Source organism: Terriglobia bacterium (assembly GCA_020073205.1).
Lineage (GTDB): Bacteria > Acidobacteriota > Polarisedimenticolia > Polarisedimenticolales > JAIQFR01 > JAIQFR01.
Window position 1 is genome coordinate 46427 of sequence record JAIQFR010000006.1, and the last position, 18418, is coordinate 64844.

General features: G+C 66.0%; 7 protein-coding genes. 4 read left to right on the forward strand and 3 right to left on the reverse strand.

Going from position 1 to position 18418, the window contains the following annotated elements; all coding sequences use genetic code 11:
* Window positions 1–140 precede the first annotated feature (140 nt).
* Window positions 141–1610 carry a cation-efflux pump gene (locus LAO51_02245; protein MBZ5637557.1) on the forward strand — a complete coding sequence of 490 codons (1470 nt, stop codon included), beginning with the start codon at window positions 141–143 and terminating at the stop codon, window positions 1608–1610.
* Window positions 1611–1631: 21 nt separating this feature from the next.
* Here LAO51_02245 and LAO51_02250 read toward each other — a convergent pair whose 3' ends face one another.
* A complete protein-coding gene (locus LAO51_02250) occupies window positions 1632–2699 on the reverse strand; it encodes a hypothetical protein (GenBank protein MBZ5637558.1) in 1068 nt (355 codons plus the stop codon).
* Between the two features lie 92 nt (window positions 2700–2791).
* On the opposite strand from LAO51_02250, the gene mtgA reads away from it, so the two are divergent.
* The gene (gene mtgA / locus LAO51_02255; protein ID MBZ5637559.1) at window positions 2792–3535 is read left to right on the forward strand and encodes a monofunctional biosynthetic peptidoglycan transglycosylase; all 744 of its coding nucleotides are present in this window, start codon (window positions 2792–2794) and stop codon (window positions 3533–3535) included.
* A 232-nt stretch (window positions 3536–3767) separates the two neighbouring features.
* The gene (locus LAO51_02260) at window positions 3768–6905 is read left to right on the forward strand and encodes a CHAT domain-containing protein (GenBank protein MBZ5637560.1); all 3138 of its coding nucleotides are present in this window, start codon (window positions 3768–3770) and stop codon (window positions 6903–6905) included.
* A 42-nt stretch (window positions 6906–6947) separates the two neighbouring features.
* On the opposite strand, the gene LAO51_02265 is transcribed toward LAO51_02260, so the two are convergent.
* Both LAO51_02265 and LAO51_02270 read right to left on the reverse strand, forming a co-directional pair.
* A complete protein-coding gene (locus LAO51_02265; protein ID MBZ5637561.1) occupies window positions 6948–7781 on the reverse strand; it encodes a zf-HC2 domain-containing protein in 834 nt (277 codons plus the stop codon).
* Window positions 7778–8362 carry a sigma-70 family RNA polymerase sigma factor gene (locus LAO51_02270; protein ID MBZ5637562.1) on the reverse strand — a complete coding sequence of 195 codons (585 nt, stop codon included), beginning with the start codon at window positions 8360–8362 and terminating at the stop codon, window positions 7778–7780. Before LAO51_02270 ends, LAO51_02265 begins: the two co-directional genes overlap by 4 nt.
* A gap of 645 nt (window positions 8363–9007) precedes the next feature.
* Between LAO51_02270 and LAO51_02275 the strand changes: the two genes are divergently transcribed.
* Window positions 9008–18364, forward strand: a complete 9357-nt coding sequence (locus LAO51_02275) for a right-handed parallel beta-helix repeat-containing protein (protein ID MBZ5637563.1) — start codon at window positions 9008–9010, stop codon at window positions 18362–18364.
* Window positions 18365–18418: the final 54 nt, after the last annotated feature.

The following is an 18418-nucleotide window of genomic DNA, read 5'->3' on the forward strand; positions in this document are numbered from 1 at the left end:
CCGGAAGTCCTCATCCTTCGACTCGAGCACCGCCGGACCTCGGCGGCTCCCGCCAGCGGATTGTGGCACCTTTGGCCCACCCCGGGCAACGATTTCAGAGCGTCTTCCCCCGGCGCCGGGCATCTGATAAAAGGGAGTGCGTGACCGGCATCGAGCATCTCGACCCGGACGAGGCGGCGAACGTCCGCGACAAGCAGCGGGCCGCCGGGAGATCGGTGTGGGCCGGGCTGACGCTGACGGCGATCAAGCTCGCGGCGGGGCTCGCCAGCGGGTCGCTGGGCCTCCTGGCGGAGGCGGCGCACTCGGCGCTGGACCTGGTCGCCGCGGCGATGACGTGGTTCGCCGTGCGGACCTCGTGGCGCCCCCCCGACGAGGAGCACCCGTACGGCCACGGCAAGATCGAGAACTTGACCGCCCTCGGCGAGACGCTGCTCCTCGTGCTCACCTCGTGCTGGATCCTGTGGGAAGCGTCCCGGCGAATCAGGAGAGGCGGGACCGAGGTCGATCCTTCCGTCTGGGCGTTCTCGGTCATGGGCCTGTCGATCGTCGTGGACGTCCTGCGCTCGCGGGACCTGAGGCGGGTCGCCCGCAGGAGCGGCAGCCAGGCGCTCGAGGCGGACGCGCTCCACTTCACGACGGACATCGCCTCGTCGGCGGTGGTCGTCGCGGGGCTCCTGGGGGTGCTCGTCGCGCGGCATGCGGGGATCCCGTGGCTCACGCTGGCCGACCCGGTGGCGGCCAGCTTCGTGGCGCTGATCGTCCTCGCGCTCTCCTGGCGGCTCGGGCGTCGCGCCGCCGACATGCTCCTGGACCGCGCCCCTTCCCGGCTCACCGCGCGGGCCGTGGCGGCGCTCGGCGGGCTAGAAGGACTGGAGGAATCGCCTCGCGTACGCCTGCGGCAGTCCGGGGACCGGGTCTTCGCCGACGTGGAGCTGTCCGTCCGGCGTGGGGTTCCCCTCGCCGAGGCGGAGCGGATCGCCGAGGCGGCGCGGGAGCGGGTCCGCGCGGCGGTCGGCTCGAACGCCGCGGTCACCGTGGAGCTCAAGGCCCGCCAGGACGTAGGCGAGCCGCTGCGCCAGAAGGTCGCGACCGCGGTGGCGATGGAGGGAGTCCAGGGGCACAACATCACGATCCGTGGGGAGCCGCCGTCCGCCCACGCGGACCTCCACCTCGAGCTGCCGGGCAGCATGAGCCTCGGCGAGGGGCATGCGATCGCGGACCGGGTCGAGGCGAGGATCCTGCACGAGGTCGCCGAGGTGCGGCGCGTGGACATCCACCTGGAGCTGCACGACGAGACCCCGGAGTCCGCGGGAACCCTCGACGAGGCGTCGCGGCGCGATCTCGAGACGAGGGTGCTCTCGGTCGCCCGCAGCGTGGCGGGGGAAGGCTCGGTGCACGACGTGATGCTCGCGCGGGCCGCCAACGGCGTGTACCTGTCGTGCCACTGCTTCGTGCCGGCCGACACCTCGCTGGCCGCGGCGCACGAGCTGACCGACCGCCTGGAGCACGCGTTCCGCGACGCGGTGCCGGAGCTGACGAGGGTAGCCGTGCACGCGGAGCCCTACGGCAGCCGGCGGCTCACCGCGGAGCGGAGCGTGCCCCCGAGCTGACGGGGCGCCGGCGGTGCCTCTTCAGACGCCGGCCGCCCACGGCTCCGCGAGATCGGGCGAGAGGATGCCGGAGGCCTCGAGGTATCCCAGCCCGTGCTTCTCCGCGTAAGCCGCGCACTCCCGGATCTTGCGCAGGAGCGTGGTGCAGGCCTGCCCCTCTCCCTCGCGCGCCGCCGCCTCGATGATGCGGGCGCCCTCCGCGCTCAGGAACTCGAGCAGTCGAGGAACGTCCTCGGGGGAGACGAACGCGCCGACGTCCCGATCCCCCCGGACCTCCTGGTGCAGCGACGCCTTGAGGTCCGGGAACTCCTCGCAGGCCATGGCGAACGGCCGCCAGGCGGGGACGAGCATGTCCGGGGCCAGCACCCGGGCGGCGCGGCAGACCGTCTCGAGACCGTCCACGTCCCGGGCGGTCCAGAACGGAACGAGCCGCGCGTGGAGGCTCACCGCGCGCCACGGCAGCTCGTCGCGCAGCACCTCGTTCGCCGGCCTCGCCTCGGCCTTTCCGTCGGAGAAGGTCTTCCCGGCGCGCGCCGCGGACGCGATTTCGTGGATCCGCGCGAGCGCCGCGAGGAGGTCGGCGCGGTGCAGGAAATCCGAGGAGAGGTCGGGCCCTTCCTCGGGCTCGAGCGCCTGAGCCAGCTCGGGATCGAGGTGCCCTAGCTGCTCCTTCGCGATCGCCTCCGCCGCCGCGGGCGTCTTGGCCTCGCGGTAGCGGTCCACGGTCTCCACGACCTTCGCCAGCGACGCCTCGGCGACGAGGAACGGGCGGCCGTAGAGGTGCAGGTCCGGATCGATCGACTGCAGGACCCGCTTCGTCAGGTCGTCGGGGCGCCAGTCGAACTTCTCCAGGTACGCCTTGACGTTCCCCCAAAGCCCCGCGCCGTCGGGCGGCGGCGGCGGACCGGCGACCGCCAGGACGGTCTCGATCGCCCGCGAGGTCGAGCGGACCTTCCAGTGGATCTTCCGGACCCGGGTGGCCTCGGCGACGAACGGCTCGGGGTCGATCTTGCGACCGGACGCGAGGGAGGCAATGGTCGCGTCGAAGAAGGCCATGTCCAGCGGGTGGAACGAGAGCATTCCCTTCAAGTGGCACCCCTGCTCGGGCGGATCGGAGTCTAGGTCGTCGTCGTCCCGTTGGCAACGTCTGCGTCGGGGCCTGGCGTTATGATGCGCCGGCCATGGTCGCGCGAAAGTCCGGCGGGCGGAAGCGGCGGGGAAGTAGCGGCTGCCTGACGGTGGCCTTTCTCGTCCTCCTGGTCGCCGCGGGGTATGCGGCGTGGGAAGCGCTGACCTGGCCGGACGTGTCCCGCCTCGCGGTGGCGAATCCCAGGACCACCGCGTTCATCGAGCGCTACCGGGCCGAGCGGCGGGCGGCGGGGAAGAGCGACCGGGTCCTATGGACCTTCGTCCCCTACGCGGCGATCTCGTCGAATCTCAAGCGCGCGGTCCTGGTCGGCGAGGACATCGGGTTCTTCTCGCACCACGGCTTCGAACTCGGCGAGATGAAGGGCGCCGTTCACGACGCGATCGAGGAGCACGAGCTGCCGCGCGGCGCGTCCACGATCACGCAGCAGCTCGCGAAGAACCTCTGGCTCTCCCCGTCGCGCAACCCGCTCCGCAAGGTCAAGGAGGCTGCTCTCACGTGGCAGATCGAGCGTCACCTCACGAAGCGCCGCATCCTCGAACTGTATCTCAACGTGGTCGAGCTGGGGCCGGGGGTGTACGGGGCGGAAGCCGGCGCGCGACACTGGTTCGGGAGGTCCGCCGCCGAGTTGAGCGACGAGGAGGCGGCGCAGCTCGCGGCGTCGCTGCCGGATCCCGAGGACTGGCATCCGGGCTCCCCGAGCCGGGCGTACCGGCGCCACGTGGAGACGATCCTGCGGCGGATGGGGAAGGCAACCTGGATCGAGAAGGAGCTGTGAGGCGAACGGTGGGCTTGGCCCGACGCCGCTCTCCGTTCGCGGCAGAGGCGATGACTCGGAGCGCGTCCGGGATTCTCAAATCCGCGACGATCGCGGATAATCATCCGAGCTGGTGGCTTCGTCGCGTGAGACAGGACGTCGAAGATCCGTTCCCGAAGAGGGGGGCGTAGCTTTTTTGGCCACCCATCGTTTGCAAACGACGGCGGGGTCTAACTTCGAGAGAGGGGTCCGCATGACGATTCCGCGAGCAGTGCTTCGGATCTCCTGGATAGCGGCGGGATGCCTCGCCGCGTCAGTCTCTTGGACGATCGTCTCCGCCGCCACCCCTGATCTCCAGCAGGTGAGGGACTTGATCAAGGCGGGTCGGCTGGACGAAGCGGAGGCCGCGGCACGCTCGACGCTGGTGGAATGCGAGAGGACCTTCGGGCCGAATTCTCTGGAGACGGCCCAAACGCTCGACGTCCTGGCGGACTCGATCATGCGCCAGACCAAGTCCGAGAAACCCGACCTCCGCGAAATCGCGACGCGGGCGGTGACCATCAAGCGGAGCCTCTCCCAGATCGACCCGATGGAGATTGCCATCAGCCTCGGCAAGGTCGCCATCATCGACTACCAAAGCCAGTACCTCGCGGAGGCCCGGGACCTGTACCGGCAGTGCACGAGCGCCCTGGACGGCTACGATGGGCCGAGGCTCACGGATGGCGCCAGGACGTTCTGCAACTTCGGTCTCTTGCTCCGTTCGGCGGGCCAGTACGCGGAGGCCAAGGACGCTTTCGACCGGTCGATCGCCTGGATCGAGCGACAGGGCGCGACCGACCAGGGCCTGTACTCGATCATCCTGAACAACCTGGCGATGCTCCTCGATGATCTCGGCCAGTACACTGAGGCCAGGTCGCTTTTCGATCGCTCGATCGGAATCAAGGAGAAGGTGTTCGGGCCCGAGAGCCACACGATGGCGTTCCCGCTCAACAATCTCGCGAAGCTGAACGCCGAAATGGGGGACTTGGAGGAGGCCAAACGACTTTACGAGCGAGCCCTGGCGATTCACTCGCGCGACGACGGCGAGGAGAGCACTCTGGCCGGGAGCGTTCTGCACAACCTGGCCACGGTCTATCAGTCCGACGGTGATCTCGATCGGGCCACATCCTACGCTGATCGTGCGAGGAAGATCTGGGAGAAGGCAGGATCCCGCGAGCCGAATCTGGCTCTGATCTTGAACACCAGCGGGAGTCTCGCCCTCGAGGCCGGCCGGCTGGATGAAGCGAGAGGCTACTTCGAGCGAGCGCTCGCCGTGTTCGCGGAGTCGGCTCCCGATCATCCCGACCGAGCGGAGACTCTCGAGGGCCTCGGGAGAGTGGAGGACGCTGCCGGGCGAGGAGACCTGGCGACCTCGTGGATCGGGCAGGCGATCCGCGTCCGGACCGACTCGCTGGGGGTCGACCACCCGGCTGTGGCGAGAGCCAGAAGGTATTTCGCGAGCGCTCTTTATCGAACGGGTGACACGGCAGGCGCCCTCGAAGCCGCGCTCAGCGCGGAGACGGCGAGCCGCGAGCATCTCGTGCTGACCATCCGCTCGCTTGAGGAGAGACGGGCGCTGCGATACGCGGTCGCTCGCACGTCGGGGATGAACCTCGCCCTGATCATCGCTGCCGAGCCGGGTGCGACGTCCGAGGCGGTACGACGGGTCTTCGACGCCGGACTCCGTTCCCGGGCGCTGGTGCTCGACGAGATGATCTCGCGCCGCGGGGCGAGCCGCGATCCGGAATCGAGGCCGCTCTGGCTCGATTTGCAGGGGGCTGTGACGACGCTCGCCAACCTCTACGAGCGGTCACTTGAGTCCGTCGATCGGGAGCAGCACCGGGAGATCTTGGAGCGGGCGCGAAGAGCCACCGACGAATGCGAGAGAAGGTTGGCCGAGAAGAGTGCCAGGTTCCGCCGACAAGAAGAGCGGAGCCGGATCGGCTTGGCCGAAGTGGCCGCCTCTCTCCCGCCCGATGCTGCCCTGGTCTCCTACTTCACCTATGACCGGCTCCAGCCAACGGTTCCCTCGAAAGACGGTACCGTAGGCAAACCTGTCCGCTCCTACCTCGCGTTCGTGCTGCGGGCTGGCTCCGACGAGCCCGTTGTCGTGCCCCTGGGATCGCAGAGCGACATCGACGAGGCGGTGACCCGCTGGCGCGAGGAGGCGGGCGGCGCCGGGCGCGTCAAGGTGAGGTCCCCGCAGCAGGCCGACTCAGCGTACCGGGAGGTGGGTGGTCGGCTTCGCGCGAAAATCTGGGACCCGCTGGTCCCCCATCTGAGCGGCGCCCAACGCGTGTTCGTGGCCCCCGAGGGGATGCTGCACCTGGTCAGCTTCGCGTCGCTGCCGGTCGGGAACGACGCTTTCCTGCTGCAGGAGGGGCCGCTCATCCACTACGTGTCGTCGGAGCGGGACTTGGTCCGAATCGGGGCGGACTCTGGACGGGCTCGCGGCTTGTTGGCATTGGGTGACCCCGCCTATGACGCGGAGCCCCGGTCCGCGGTCACGGCCACCAAGCACAAGACCGTCGAGGGCAAAGGAGCCATGGCCGTGGTTGCCGGATCTCCCCAGCCCGACACGGCGATCACCCGAGGACTGCGTTCCGCATGCGGGGACCGGGGGCTCGAGCCTTTCTCGCCGCTCCGAGAGACGCAGCGGGAGGTCAAGGAGGTCACCCGAGCTTGGCGCGATCGGCGAACGACGAGCCTCGAGGCCCAGGAGCCCGCCTCGTCGCTCTTGGGAAAGGACGCCGACGAGTCGTCGTTCAAGGCGCAAGCCCCCGGCAAGCGCGTGCTGCACCTCGCGACCCATGGCTTTTTCCTGGGAGACCGTTGTCCTTCTCTCCTCGCTCCATCCGGCGGAGGACCCGGGAACGTTGCCAACGCGGGTCACGACTCCCACGCCGATGCCGGCGAGAACCCCCTCCTGTTGTCGGGACTCGCGCTGGCCGGGGCCAACCGACGAGAAAACGCCGGACCTGGCGACGAGGACGGGGTGCTGACGGCGGCCGAGGTTGCCTCGTTGGACCTCGAGGGGACGGAGTGGGCAGTCCTTTCGGCGTGCAGCACGGGGCTGGGGAGTTTGGGCACGGGAGAAGGCGTATTCGGACTTCGGCGCGCGTTCCAGGTCGCGGGGGCGAGGACCGTGATCCTGAGCCTGTGGGACGTGGACGACGCGGCGACCCGAGCCTGGATGCGGGCGCTGTACGAAAGCCGGTTCGGATCGGGCCGGTCGACGGCGGAAGCCGTGCGAGATGCGAGCCTACGAGTGCTCGCGGCGCGCCGGGCGCGGAAGCAGTCGACGCACCCCTTCTACTGGGCGGCTTTCGTGGCGGCCGGAGACTGGCGTTGAGACGACTCCCCGGGCAGCACCCAGCCCCGTGGAGCTACAGCCTCACTTCCTCCGGACGATCTCGAACGGGATTCTGAGCAGTGGCTCGCCGCCGCCGGCGTCGACGGGAGCGACCCGCAGCTCGAAACGTCCAGGAGGGAGCAGCGATCCCGGCACCGCCAGCGTTACCACGTTGGTCTCGTTCACGCGAGCGGTGATCTCGGACGCGGACATCTCGCAGGACCAAAGGGGTTGGGCAGCCGGTCCCGCGATCGCGAACACGAATCGGCGGGTGCTCGCGGTGAGCCCCGGAAGCTGCGGCGTGACCCCGAGCAGGACGAAGGGCTGTCCGGCGTTCACCTCCAGCGTCGCCGGACGACCGCCGCGAAGCGCGCTGGGCAGGATGTGCAGCTCGACGGCCCCGCCCCACTCGGTGGCCCGGCGCAACCGGTCCGAAACTCCGTCCAGCGAGGAGCGCAGCTCACGAATCTGTGCAGCGTCTTGCCCTTTCTCCGCCAGGAGCCCTGTGGCCTGCCGCTCCGCGATCGGCAGGCGGATCACCCCGAGATAGGCCGGGTAGGTCAACACCACGAGGACGACCGCCGCGGCGGCAAAACCCGCCCACGCGGGCCAGTGTCGAGCCAGACGAATTCCGAGGGGCACGGCCGCGACCTCCCGGGCATGCGCTTCGCGTGCCGCACCGTACCAGGTACCGCCTGCGCGGCGACCCTCCGACTCCTTGACGAGATCGACCGTTCGTCGCAGCCGGTCGAGCTGACCCCGACACGACGTGCACCCCTGGAGGTGCGCTTCCAAAGCCGCACGCTCACCCGCTTCAGCGGTCCCGTCGAGGAGACCGACCAGCTGTTCCGTCGTAGGGTGCTTCTCCATGGTCATCGGACGCCCCGCACGTCAAGGCTCTCTCGGAGCTTCGCGATCGCCCTGTGACGAATGGGTGCGATGAGCCGAGGATCGGCCTCGCCGATCGCCTCGGCGATCTCTTTGTCCGTAAGCCCGCCCAGGAAAAAGAGCGTGACGCACTGGCGGTCCCTCTCGTCGAGACCGTCGAGCGCCTCGTCGACCTCTCGCTGCAAGAGGTTGCTCTCCTGCGCGCCGTGCACGGCGATCGGGACGGAGTCGCCGTCCGGCCCGGAATTGATGGAAACCGTCGGTATGTTGTGGCGCCGATGGCTATCGCGCCCGAGTTTCGGGACCCGGTTGAGCGCCTCGTTGCGCGTGAGGATCGCCAGCCAGGCCCTGAACCTGCCTTTGCCGCGGAACTGATGTCGCTTCCGGTGCGCGCGATCCGCGACCGCCATCGCCGCCTCTTCTCGCTCCAGGGGTCGTCTCCGAAAGTAGTCGATTCCAAAGAGCACGAGGTCGATGACCCGGTGGTGCTGATCCATGAGTGCCCAGAAGGCACTGTCGTCGCCTTCGCAAAGCCTCGTCTCGAGTTCCCGGTCGTGAGAATCGTCCATAGCTCAGCAGCGTAAATGGGCTCGGAGGCGGCTTGCGCGACGCTCGTTCTGTACCATGACCTTCGCATTGCCCTGGCCTGCTCCTCGCGAGGCGGTCCGGCACGCGGAATCGTCGCGCGCCGGATCTCCTCGTCGCGGGAGACAGGCGACCACCCCGGATTCTAACCGCGACTGGGCCCGCACGATCCCATTCGCTGCAAAACGTCCAAGGCAGGCAGGCCGGCCGGCCGTGGCCGAGCACGAAACAATACTTACCTACTCCATTGAAGACACAATACGGCGAGTTTTCCTCGGCTCGCGCCAGCGGGTTCGGCTTTCCCCCTCGATTCTCCGCTCTCCGACGCCGCGTGTCCGAATAAACGCGTTGGATCGCCTGTCATGAATCGCATGGGGACAAGAACCTCAGGGTGGGTCGCAGGGCAGGGCGATATGGAAGGGGACAAAACTCACCTCGATTCGTACGAGCCCTCTGGAATTGAGGCTAATTCACTTGATTCACGCAGAACGGCGGGGTATAGAACATTCATGCAGGCCTTGGGGGGGTCCGCACAATAGGTCTGGGCAAATCTCACGGGCGACAACGTCTCATCCTGGCCAGGCAACGAGCCGGCGTGAATCCAACGCTGAGTCTTGGGGGGAACGTTCATGCACTCGAATCACGTCAAGATCCTCGGCGTTTGCCTCGCAGTTACGTGCGGCCTAGCGATGGCCGCGACCGCGCGGGCGTCCACGGCCGTTCCCGGAGGGGTGATCTCCACCGACACCACCTGGACCCTCGCGGGGTCGCCGTACATCGTGACCGGAGCTGTCCAGGTCAAGGGCACTGACGGATCCGACGGCGTGACGACGCTCACGATCGAGCCGGGGGTCGAAGTCCGATTCAACCTGGACTGTTACCTGCTCTTCGGTAGCGGTGCTCCAGGAGCGCTGTTGGCAGATGGGGACGCAGCGGGTGGTCCCGCGACGATCGTGTTCACGGCGAACACGGGATCGCCCACGCGGGGTTTCTGGCGCGGCCTCCGTTTTGCCGACAGCGCGCAATCGTCGACGATCCGTCACGCGACCGTGGCTTACGGGGGACGCGTACCGTCGAACGGGGATTACCCCGGTTCCATCTGGTCGCGCTTGTCCGTGGGCGTCCTCACGCTGGACAACGTGACGATTCGCGAGTCGGACCAGGCCGGCCTGTGGATGGAGGTCGGAACCGTCCAGGTGAGTTCGAGCACGATCACTTCGGGGAATCAGGAGGCAGTGCGCGGCTGGGGCGGAACTCTGACGATATCGGGTGGGACGGTGTCGTCGAACGCGGGAGATGGGATCTACCTGAACCGATCGATGGCAGCGACCATCTCGGGCGTGACCTTCTCCGGAAACGGCGGCTACGACATTCATCCCACGAGCTATATCACGGGCTCGGTCACGAATTGCCCGAGAATCGAGAGCGTTTGGTTCGAGATCGCGGCGCCGCCGCTCAACCCGCTCACTTGGACGGGTAACACGTTCGAGAACTGGGGCCAAAAAGTCTCTCAGGTGCACCCGGATGTCGCCGCCCGTCTTACTCTGGACAACGTTGTTCACAAGATCGCCGGGGCCCGGTACGGGATCACCAATGGGACGCAGTCGAGAGACGGCGCGTGGGCCGTCGCCGCGGGTGATCCGGTCGTGCTCGGAAACCTCGACGTGAAAGGCACGGACGGTGCCGATGGCGTGACGACGCTCACGGTCGAGCCCGGCATTGTGGTTCGTGTCAACCAGGATCTCCAGATCCAATTCGGGTATGACAGCCCTGGAGCACTGATCGCAGATGGAAACGCGTCCGGGGGTCCCGCGACGATCCGGTTCACGGCGAACACCGCTACCCCATCGCGCGGGTACTGGCGCGGCCTGCGCTTCGCGAACCGGGCGGGTGATTCCGTGATCCGAAACGCGGTTGTCGAGTATGCGGGTCGGTCGCTCTGGACCGGCTCGCCCGGGTTGATCGAGTTTGAGACTTCCGGTGCGGGTCTGACGCTGGACAGCATCACGGTGCGGGAGTCGGCGACGTACGGGCTATCGCTCTACGGCAGTGGGACATGCACGGTCAGCCACAGCACCATCACGTCGACCTCTCAGAGGGGGATCGTCGTTGGCGCTCAGGCCAGGCTGATTCTGAGCGACAGTACGGTGGCAGGGAACGACGGAGAGGGGATCCATGGCGCGAGCTCAGTAACCGTGGCTCGAACGACTTTCCAAGGGAACGGGAGCTACGACATTTGGTTTGATGGCGCCGTCTACAACGGATCGGTCACCGACTGTCAGAGGATCGAAAGTATTCGCGACGAGACGTCCCTTGTTAGCTGGACGGGGAACACGTTCGAGAATTGGGGCGCGAGGACGTCCCGGGTGAATGCGAACACCGCGGCGCGGCTCACCTTCGACAACGTGGTGCACAAGGTGGCTGGGGCCGCGTACGAGGTCAACGGAGCGTACGGAGGCGGTTACCAAACACGAAGTGGTGTTTGGTCACGGGCGGCCGGGGATACCGTGACAGTGCTGGGCGGAATCGTCGTGCAGGGGACGGACGGCCCTGACGGCGTGACCACTCTTACGATCGACCCTGGGGTTCGAGTCCAGTTCTCAGGCACCCAGGCGGGGATCTCGGTGGCTTACAACGTGCCGGGGCGCCTGGTCGCGGACGGGGACGCAGCGGGCGGGCCTGCGACGATCGTGTTCACGACGAGTAGTGCGACTCCGGCGCGAGGCCAATGGGGTGGCATCGCCTTCCAGCGAGGGACCCCTACCGGCTCGTTGATCCGAAACGCGGTCGTGGAATACGCGGGCGGGTACCGCAGCTCTTCGTACAGCGGTGCGATCTACGTGGGCGGCTATGGGGCCAGCGTGACCAGTGTGATCTTGGACGACGTTATCGTGCGCGAATCCGCGAGCTACGGAGTAGCGTTGGGTGATGGCAGCGCCACCATTAGCCACAGCACGATCGCGTCCAATACGCTCGCCGGAATCTACAACGACAACGCAGGCGGCGCCCTGGGTAGGTTGACGTTGACGGATAGTTTCGTAACGTCGAATTCGGCGGAGGGAATTCTCGGCGCGAGTTCGCTGACGGTAACCCGGACGACCTTCGAAGGCAACGGAAGCTACGACATCAGTGTCGGAAAAGGAGACAGCGGATCGGTCACGGATTGTCCGAGGATCGAGAGCATCCGGGATGACTGCACGTTTGTGACCTGGTCGGGGAACACGTTCGAGAACTGGGGATCGCGGACATCCCGGGTTGGCGCGAACACGGCGGCGCGGTTGACCCTGGACAACGTGGTGCACAAGGTGGCCGGAGCGACCTACGAAATCCACGGATTTGTCCAATATGTCCCCGACAGCCCTTGGCAAACCCTGGATGGCGTCTGGGCGCGGGCGGCGGGCGATCCAACCATACTCGCGACGCTGCACACGCAGGGCACCGATGGTCCGGATGGCGTTACGACGCTGACGATCGAATCGGGGGTGACGGCGAGGTTTGCGAGCGGCGCCAGCTTGATTATCGGTGGGACCTCCGGCGCCCCCGGGAACTTGATTGTCAGCCCAGGATCGCCCGGTGTCGTGATGACCAGTTCGACCTCGCCCTCCCCCGGCTCTTGGACCGGGTTACTCGTCGAGCGCACGGGAAGCGCAGACCTTACCGATCTACAAATTTCGGGCGCCAGCAGCGCGCTGCAGGTCCGCGGCGCGTTGCAGACCGCGATGCGCCTTACGTTCGACCATTCAACGACGGGCTTGTTCTTTGACGGAGCAACGACCAGCGGCCTCTCGAGGTTCCTGACCTGCTCCGCGGTTGGCACGTGCATCCAGTCCTCGTTGTCCCAGCCACTGATCCGGGACAGCGACCTCATCGGCTCGCAGTGGGGAGTCAACAACACGACATCGACCTGGGTCGTGGATGCAACCTCGAACTGGTGGGGCCACGCATCCGGTCCATCAGGTCAGGGGCCGGGATCGGGATCGGCGGTGACGACGGGAGTGCTCTTTCAGCCCTACCGGGCGAGTTCTTCCGGATCGGGGAACGGGGACCTGATCGTCACGCCGGACCAAGGAGGTAATGCGGGCAGCGTCCGTGTGGAGATCTACGGGACCGATCTCGATCCGCTAGCGACCATTCTCCTCCGTTCCGCGGGTAAGCCCGACATCACCGGCACGGGGGTCTCTGGCGTGCCGTCGCGGACCAAACTCACAGCGGCGTTCAACCTGGCGGGAGCAGCGATAGGCCTCCGTGACGTCGTGGTGAGAAACCCAAACGGCCTGGAGCAAACGAAGTCCGGTGGATTCACAGTCCAGACCGCCACTCCCTTAGGACTTCAGGTCCGGTTCTTCCCAAAGTGCGAACTGACTTGCAGCGCAGCAGAACCTGGCGCAGTCCGCTGCTCCGTCTGCGAATCCCACTACGTGCGACCGTGGAGGGACTACGAGACGTCGATCCTCTACGAAAACAAAGGCAACGTCGATCTCGTTCCGTCTTTGCTGATAGCGACGAGCACTCAGGGCGTCCCGTTCCGCGTGTCCTCGCGTGGACCGTACTCGGACGGCCCTATACAGGTGCTGACGCTCGGGCCAGACGGCTCCATCGACAGGATCCCACCAGGGCAGACCTACACCGTTCCGATTTACTTCCAGTCCCCGAATCTCGGCGCACACGCGACGTTTGAACTTGATGTCTCCGAACTGCCCGCGGACTCCGCGCCCATCGATTGGGCAGGAATGGAACAGGCGCTGCGTCCCGACGACGTGCCCGATGACGCGTGGACCGCCATTTGGACCAACGTCAAGGCGCAGATCGGTGCGACCCGCCAGCAGTATCGCGACGCCCTGCTGGCCGATGCCGTATACCTCGCGAGCCACGGCCGCAAGACCTACGCGGTCCGGGACCTCTTCAACCTCGAGCTCCAGCGGGCCAAGGGACGACTGCTCCCCAAAGAAAAGCTCGAGACCGCGGCGGATCTCGCGATCGGCGCCCCGGGTCTGCCAATCGTCTTCGAGCGAACGTACCCGACGGCCATCGACGAACGATTCAAGATCGGACCGCTCGGCCGTGGATGGTCTCACAACTACCAAGTCACTCTGGCGGGTCCGACCTCGGGCGTGATCGAGATCCGGGGACCCGGCGAGCTACGAAGGAGTTTCACGCAGGGAAGGGCTGGTTGGTACGCGGAGAACGGCGACCCTGCCTCGCTCACGCAGCGCGCCGACTCAGGATGGCTCCTTCGCGAGAAGGACGGTCGGACGACTGCGTTCGGCCCCGACGGCACCATGCAGTACATCGAGGACTCGAACGGAAATCGCCTTACGCTGACCCACGATAGCGGGCTTCTGACGTCCATCGCTCACAGCAACGGTTACCACATTGACTTTGCCTATTCCTCGGATGGTCGGATCACCGGTCTCACCGACCAAGCGGGACGTCAGGTTCAGTACCTGTACGACGGCTCCGACGACCACCTTCTTTCCGTCACCTTGTACGGCGCACGCGAGACGGATTACGAGTACAACCCGCCGACGGGCTTTCCTTCGGACCATGCGCTGACCACGATCACTTACCCGGACGGCACGGGGCGATCGTTCTCCTACGACGACCTGGGGCGTCTGACCGAGGAGTCGTCGAGCGGGGGCTCGAATGCTCTGCGCTACGCCTACGTCGAGCCCGGCGGGTGCACGGTCACAACGGCCGCCGGCTCGAGCTACGCCATGAACTTCGGGCTCGACGGTGAGATCCTGAGCTTCACCGATGCCCTGGGGGCCACGACGCAATTCGCCTACGGGCCGGACACGGGTGTCGCGAGCGTGGTCGCGCCCGGCGAGGCCGCGACAGCGTACTGGTACGATTCGAAAATGAACGTCAACCAGGTCCAGGACGCCCTAGGCCACTCGGTGCAGTACGGGTGGACTGCGGACTTGAGCCGCCTCGACTGGCTGAAGGATGAGCGGGGGAACCTCACCGACTACACGACGGACTCGCACGGAAACACGACTTCCATCCAGTACCCCGATCCGACACTTCTTCCCCGCGCCGCGACCTACGACGGGCACGGTAACATCGTCTCTGCCACGAATCGCCGCAATCAGACCATGGGATTCGCGTACGACTCCGAAGGCCGCGGCGTCCAGAAGACCTATCCGACCGGACGCACGACCAACTACGCCTACGACGATCACAACAACCTCATTTCGGCGACGGATACGGAATCCGGTACGATCTCGATGCAGTACGACGATCGGGACTTCCTGACGCGGATCGACTATCCCGGCGGCCGGTGGTTCGCGTTCTCGTACGACGCATCGGGCAAGCGAACTCAGCGCACCGGCCATGACGGCGTCACGCTGAACTACCAGTACGACGCGGTGGGTCGCCTGAGCGGGCTCAAGGACGGATCGGACGCGTCGATCGTCACGTATCAGTACGACTCCGCCGGACGGCTCGTGCGCGAGGACAAGGGCAACGGCACTTACACGACCTACGCCTACGACCTGGACAGCCAGATCCTGAGCATCGTTCATTACGGGCCGGGGGGCGTCATCCAGGGGCGATTCGACTACCTGTACGACTCGAGCGGTCGGCGCACGTCCATGACCACGCTTGATGGCACGACCTATTACGCGTACGACGCCAAGGGCCAACTGACCGAGGTCAACTACCCGGGAGGCCGGCATACCCTTTACCACTACGACCCCGCGGGGAACCGGACGTCGGTGGAGGACTACGGCGTCGAGACGCAGTACGCGACCAACGTGATGAACCAGTACCTCCAGGTCGGCGCGGTGATCTACCAGTATGACGCCGACGGCAACCTCCAATCCAAGACGGACGCGACTGGCACTACCACGTTCGAATGGGACGCGGAGAGTCGGTTGGCTGGGGTCGTGACCCCCACGAATGGCGTCTTCTCCTACAGCTACGACGCGCTGGGGAACCGCGTGACCGCGACACACGATGGAGAGGTCACGACCTTCGTGCACGATCCGGAGGCGCTGGTGGACGTCGCCTCCGAGTACGCTAGCGATGGTTCCCTCGTGAATCGGTACATCCACGGCCTCGGGTTGGTGGACGGCGAAGACACGAGTGGCACGAGGCACTATTTCGATGGCGATGCCCTCGGCAGCACGTCGCTCGTCACTAGTTCGACCGGAGACAGCGCAGATAGGTACACGTATGATCCCTTCGGAACAGTGTTAACCTCGTCGCAGTCCATACCGAACCGCTACCGGTTTGTCGGCCAACAGGGAGTGCAGGCCGACGAGACGGGGCTCGACGTGATGGGTGCACGCTCCTACGATCCCGCCATCGGACGTTTCATCAGCGAGGATCCGATTGGGATTGCTGGAGGGACGAACCTCTACGCGTACGTCCGAAACAACGCCACTGGACGGACTGATCCCAGCGGTCTGCGCGACATCTGGGCAGAGGAGGGATACGGGCGATGTTCGAAGCCGTGCGTGTCCTGCGACAGTCCGAAGAAGAGGTGCGAACGCGCGATGTTCTTATCGTGTACTGCTGTTCATGTCATCGAGCTGTTAGTCGAGGAGCTGTTTGCAATACCAGAAGTGCTTACCACGGAGATTGTGTGCAAGGGGATTGAAGCGGGGAGATGCGGCGAACTCAGCGATGAAGAAGAGTGCACTCCCGAGACATGTTACTACCCTTGCGACGACCATAAGAAGAAAGAAGACGATCAATGTCACCTCGGGCACGCCCCAACCGGCGCCGATTGTTCCCCTAAGGATCACGACATCTTCGAGAACATCCTTCCCAATGACCCCAACGAGAAGATCGGAGTAACGGGTTACGGAAGCCAAGGGTACACGAACACCGTGGGCGCGATGCCGTACACCATCTTCTTCGAGAATCGCCCGGACGCGTCCGCCCCCGCGCAGGTGGTCGTAATCACCGACGATCTCGATCCCGATATCGACTACTCAACCCTTCAGCTCGGCGAGATCGCTTTCGGTTCACAGCTCGTCGCCGACCTTGTAGGTCAGACGTCGGGAACCGCGACCGTCCCGCTCGTCAATTCCAGCTACCTTGTCGAGATCACCGTGACGAACACCGGTTCCACGCTGGAGTGGCGCCTGAAGACAATTGATCCGAAAACCGGAAACGTGCCCGCAGATCCGCTCGCCGGACTGCTGCCTCCGGACGACCCCACGACGGGGAGTGGCGAAGGCCACGTCACGTTCATGATCAGCCCGCGAACCGGCCTCGCCACTGGAACGCAGATCACGAACTCCGCAACCATCACCTTCGACACGAACGCCCCCATCAACACCAACACCTGGCTCAACACGATTGACTCCGGGGCACCCGGCAGCAGCGTAAACTCGATCGTTCAAAGTCCCGGCGGTCCGTCGAACCGGAGGCTCGTCAGCTGGTACGGCACGGATGACGCGGGCGGGTCGGGCATCAAGGACTATACGATCTACGTCTCGGATAACGCTGGCCCGTTCCTGCCGGTGGTAACGAACACGACCGCCACGCAAGCTGTCTTCACGGTCGCCTGCGGCCACACCTACCGGTTCTACAGCACTGCGAGGGACAATGTCGGCAACGTCGAGGGCTCGCCCGACGCCCCGGACCAGACTCTCACCACGGAAGGAGACCGGGACGGGGACGGGATCTGCGACGCAGAGGACAACTGCCCCGATATCCCGAACCCCGCGCAGGATGACGAGGACCACGACGGCGTAGGCGACGCGTGCGACACGAACCCCGTCTACCGGGTGTCGACGGATCCCGCCGACTTCAGCGACTTCACGTCCATCCAGGAGGCCGTCTACAACGCCACGCAATCCGGGACGATCATCGAGATCTCGCCGGGGACGGGGCCGTACAACGAGAGCGTGTTCGTCGACCGTGGCATGGTATTCTACTTCGTCGGAAAACCCAGCGGCGGGAAGGACGTGATCGTCAACGGCGGTAGCGGCCCGGCGTTCGAGATCGCGTCGAGCCAGGGGACGACGCCCATCACCCTCAGTAATCTGGTGCTGCGAGGAGCCGGCGGGATTCGGACGTGGGCGCCGCTCACCTTGAGCGACCTGGGCTTCGAATCCATCACCGGTACTGCCTTGGAGCTGGACGGGGGGCAGACCACTGCGACGCGAATCGCCGTCGGCGGGAACGTCAGCGCGGGTGCCCAGGTGTACTACGGGGCGACCCTCAGTCTCTCGCAAGGGCGGCTCACCGGGATCACCGGCACCGCGGTCCGGAACTCGGGCACCACGAGCTTCACCGGCGTCCTGATGGCGCAGAACGGTGCCGGGGCGATCAACGACAGCGGGTCGCTGGGCTTCAACTACGCGACCGTAGCCAGCAATACCGTTTTAGGCATCCAGGCCCTGGGAGGGACGGTTACCGTCGCCAACAGCATCGTGTACGGGAACGGCGGCGGGGATCTCTCGGGAGTGGCATGCTCCAGCGTGTCGTATTCCGATACCGGCACACCGTGTTGCGTAGGGCAGAACGGGAACATCTGCTCGCTCCCGCTGTTCTCGGCGGACTTCCACCTTTCGTCGACTTCGCCGTGCTTGGACAAAGGCCCGAGTCCGTCATCGTACGCCGGGCAGCCGAGGACCGACCTCGATGGGGACCTGAGGCTGCGCGATTACGACGGGAACGGTTACGCGCAGAGCGACATGGGAGCGTTCGAGGAGGAGAACACGAGCCTGGTCGCCGGGGACGTGCCGAATTTGCAGTGGACCTCGAGGACGACGTTCAGCTGGGACGTCGCGAGCGGCGCGGCGTCGTACCACGTCTACCGCAACCTGCTGACGAGCCTCTCGTACGCGGCCTTCGGCGTATGCCACGACGAGCTGCTGGCGGGGGCTCAAGACGGAGCGGACGGCGCCGCGCCGGCCGTGGGGACGGGCTGGTTCTACGTGGTGTCGGCGGAAAGCGCGACCGGGGACGAAGGGACGCTCGGATTCGCCACGGGCGCGGAGAGGAGCAACTACAACCCCTGCCCGTAACGCTGTTGTAGGGCCTGGACGCGGCGACCCGCCCGTCGACCGGCAAGACGACCG

Excerpts from the sequence above, each read along its gene's own strand:
- LAO51_02270 (MBZ5637562.1), bottom strand. The coding sequence starts at position 8,362 with ATGGACGATTCTCACGACCGGGAACTCGAGACGAGGCTTTGCGAAGGC.
- LAO51_02260 (MBZ5637560.1), top strand. The coding sequence starts at position 3,768 with ATGACGATTCCGCGAGCAGTGCTTCGGATCTCCTGGATAGCGGCGGGA.
- LAO51_02265 (MBZ5637561.1), bottom strand. The coding sequence starts at position 7,781 with ATGACCATGGAGAAGCACCCTACGACGGAACAGCTGGTCGGTCTCCTC.
- LAO51_02275 (MBZ5637563.1), top strand. The coding sequence starts at position 9,008 with ATGCACTCGAATCACGTCAAGATCCTCGGCGTTTGCCTCGCAGTTACG.
- mtgA (MBZ5637559.1), top strand. The coding sequence starts at position 2,792 with ATGGTCGCGCGAAAGTCCGGCGGGCGGAAGCGGCGGGGAAGTAGCGGC.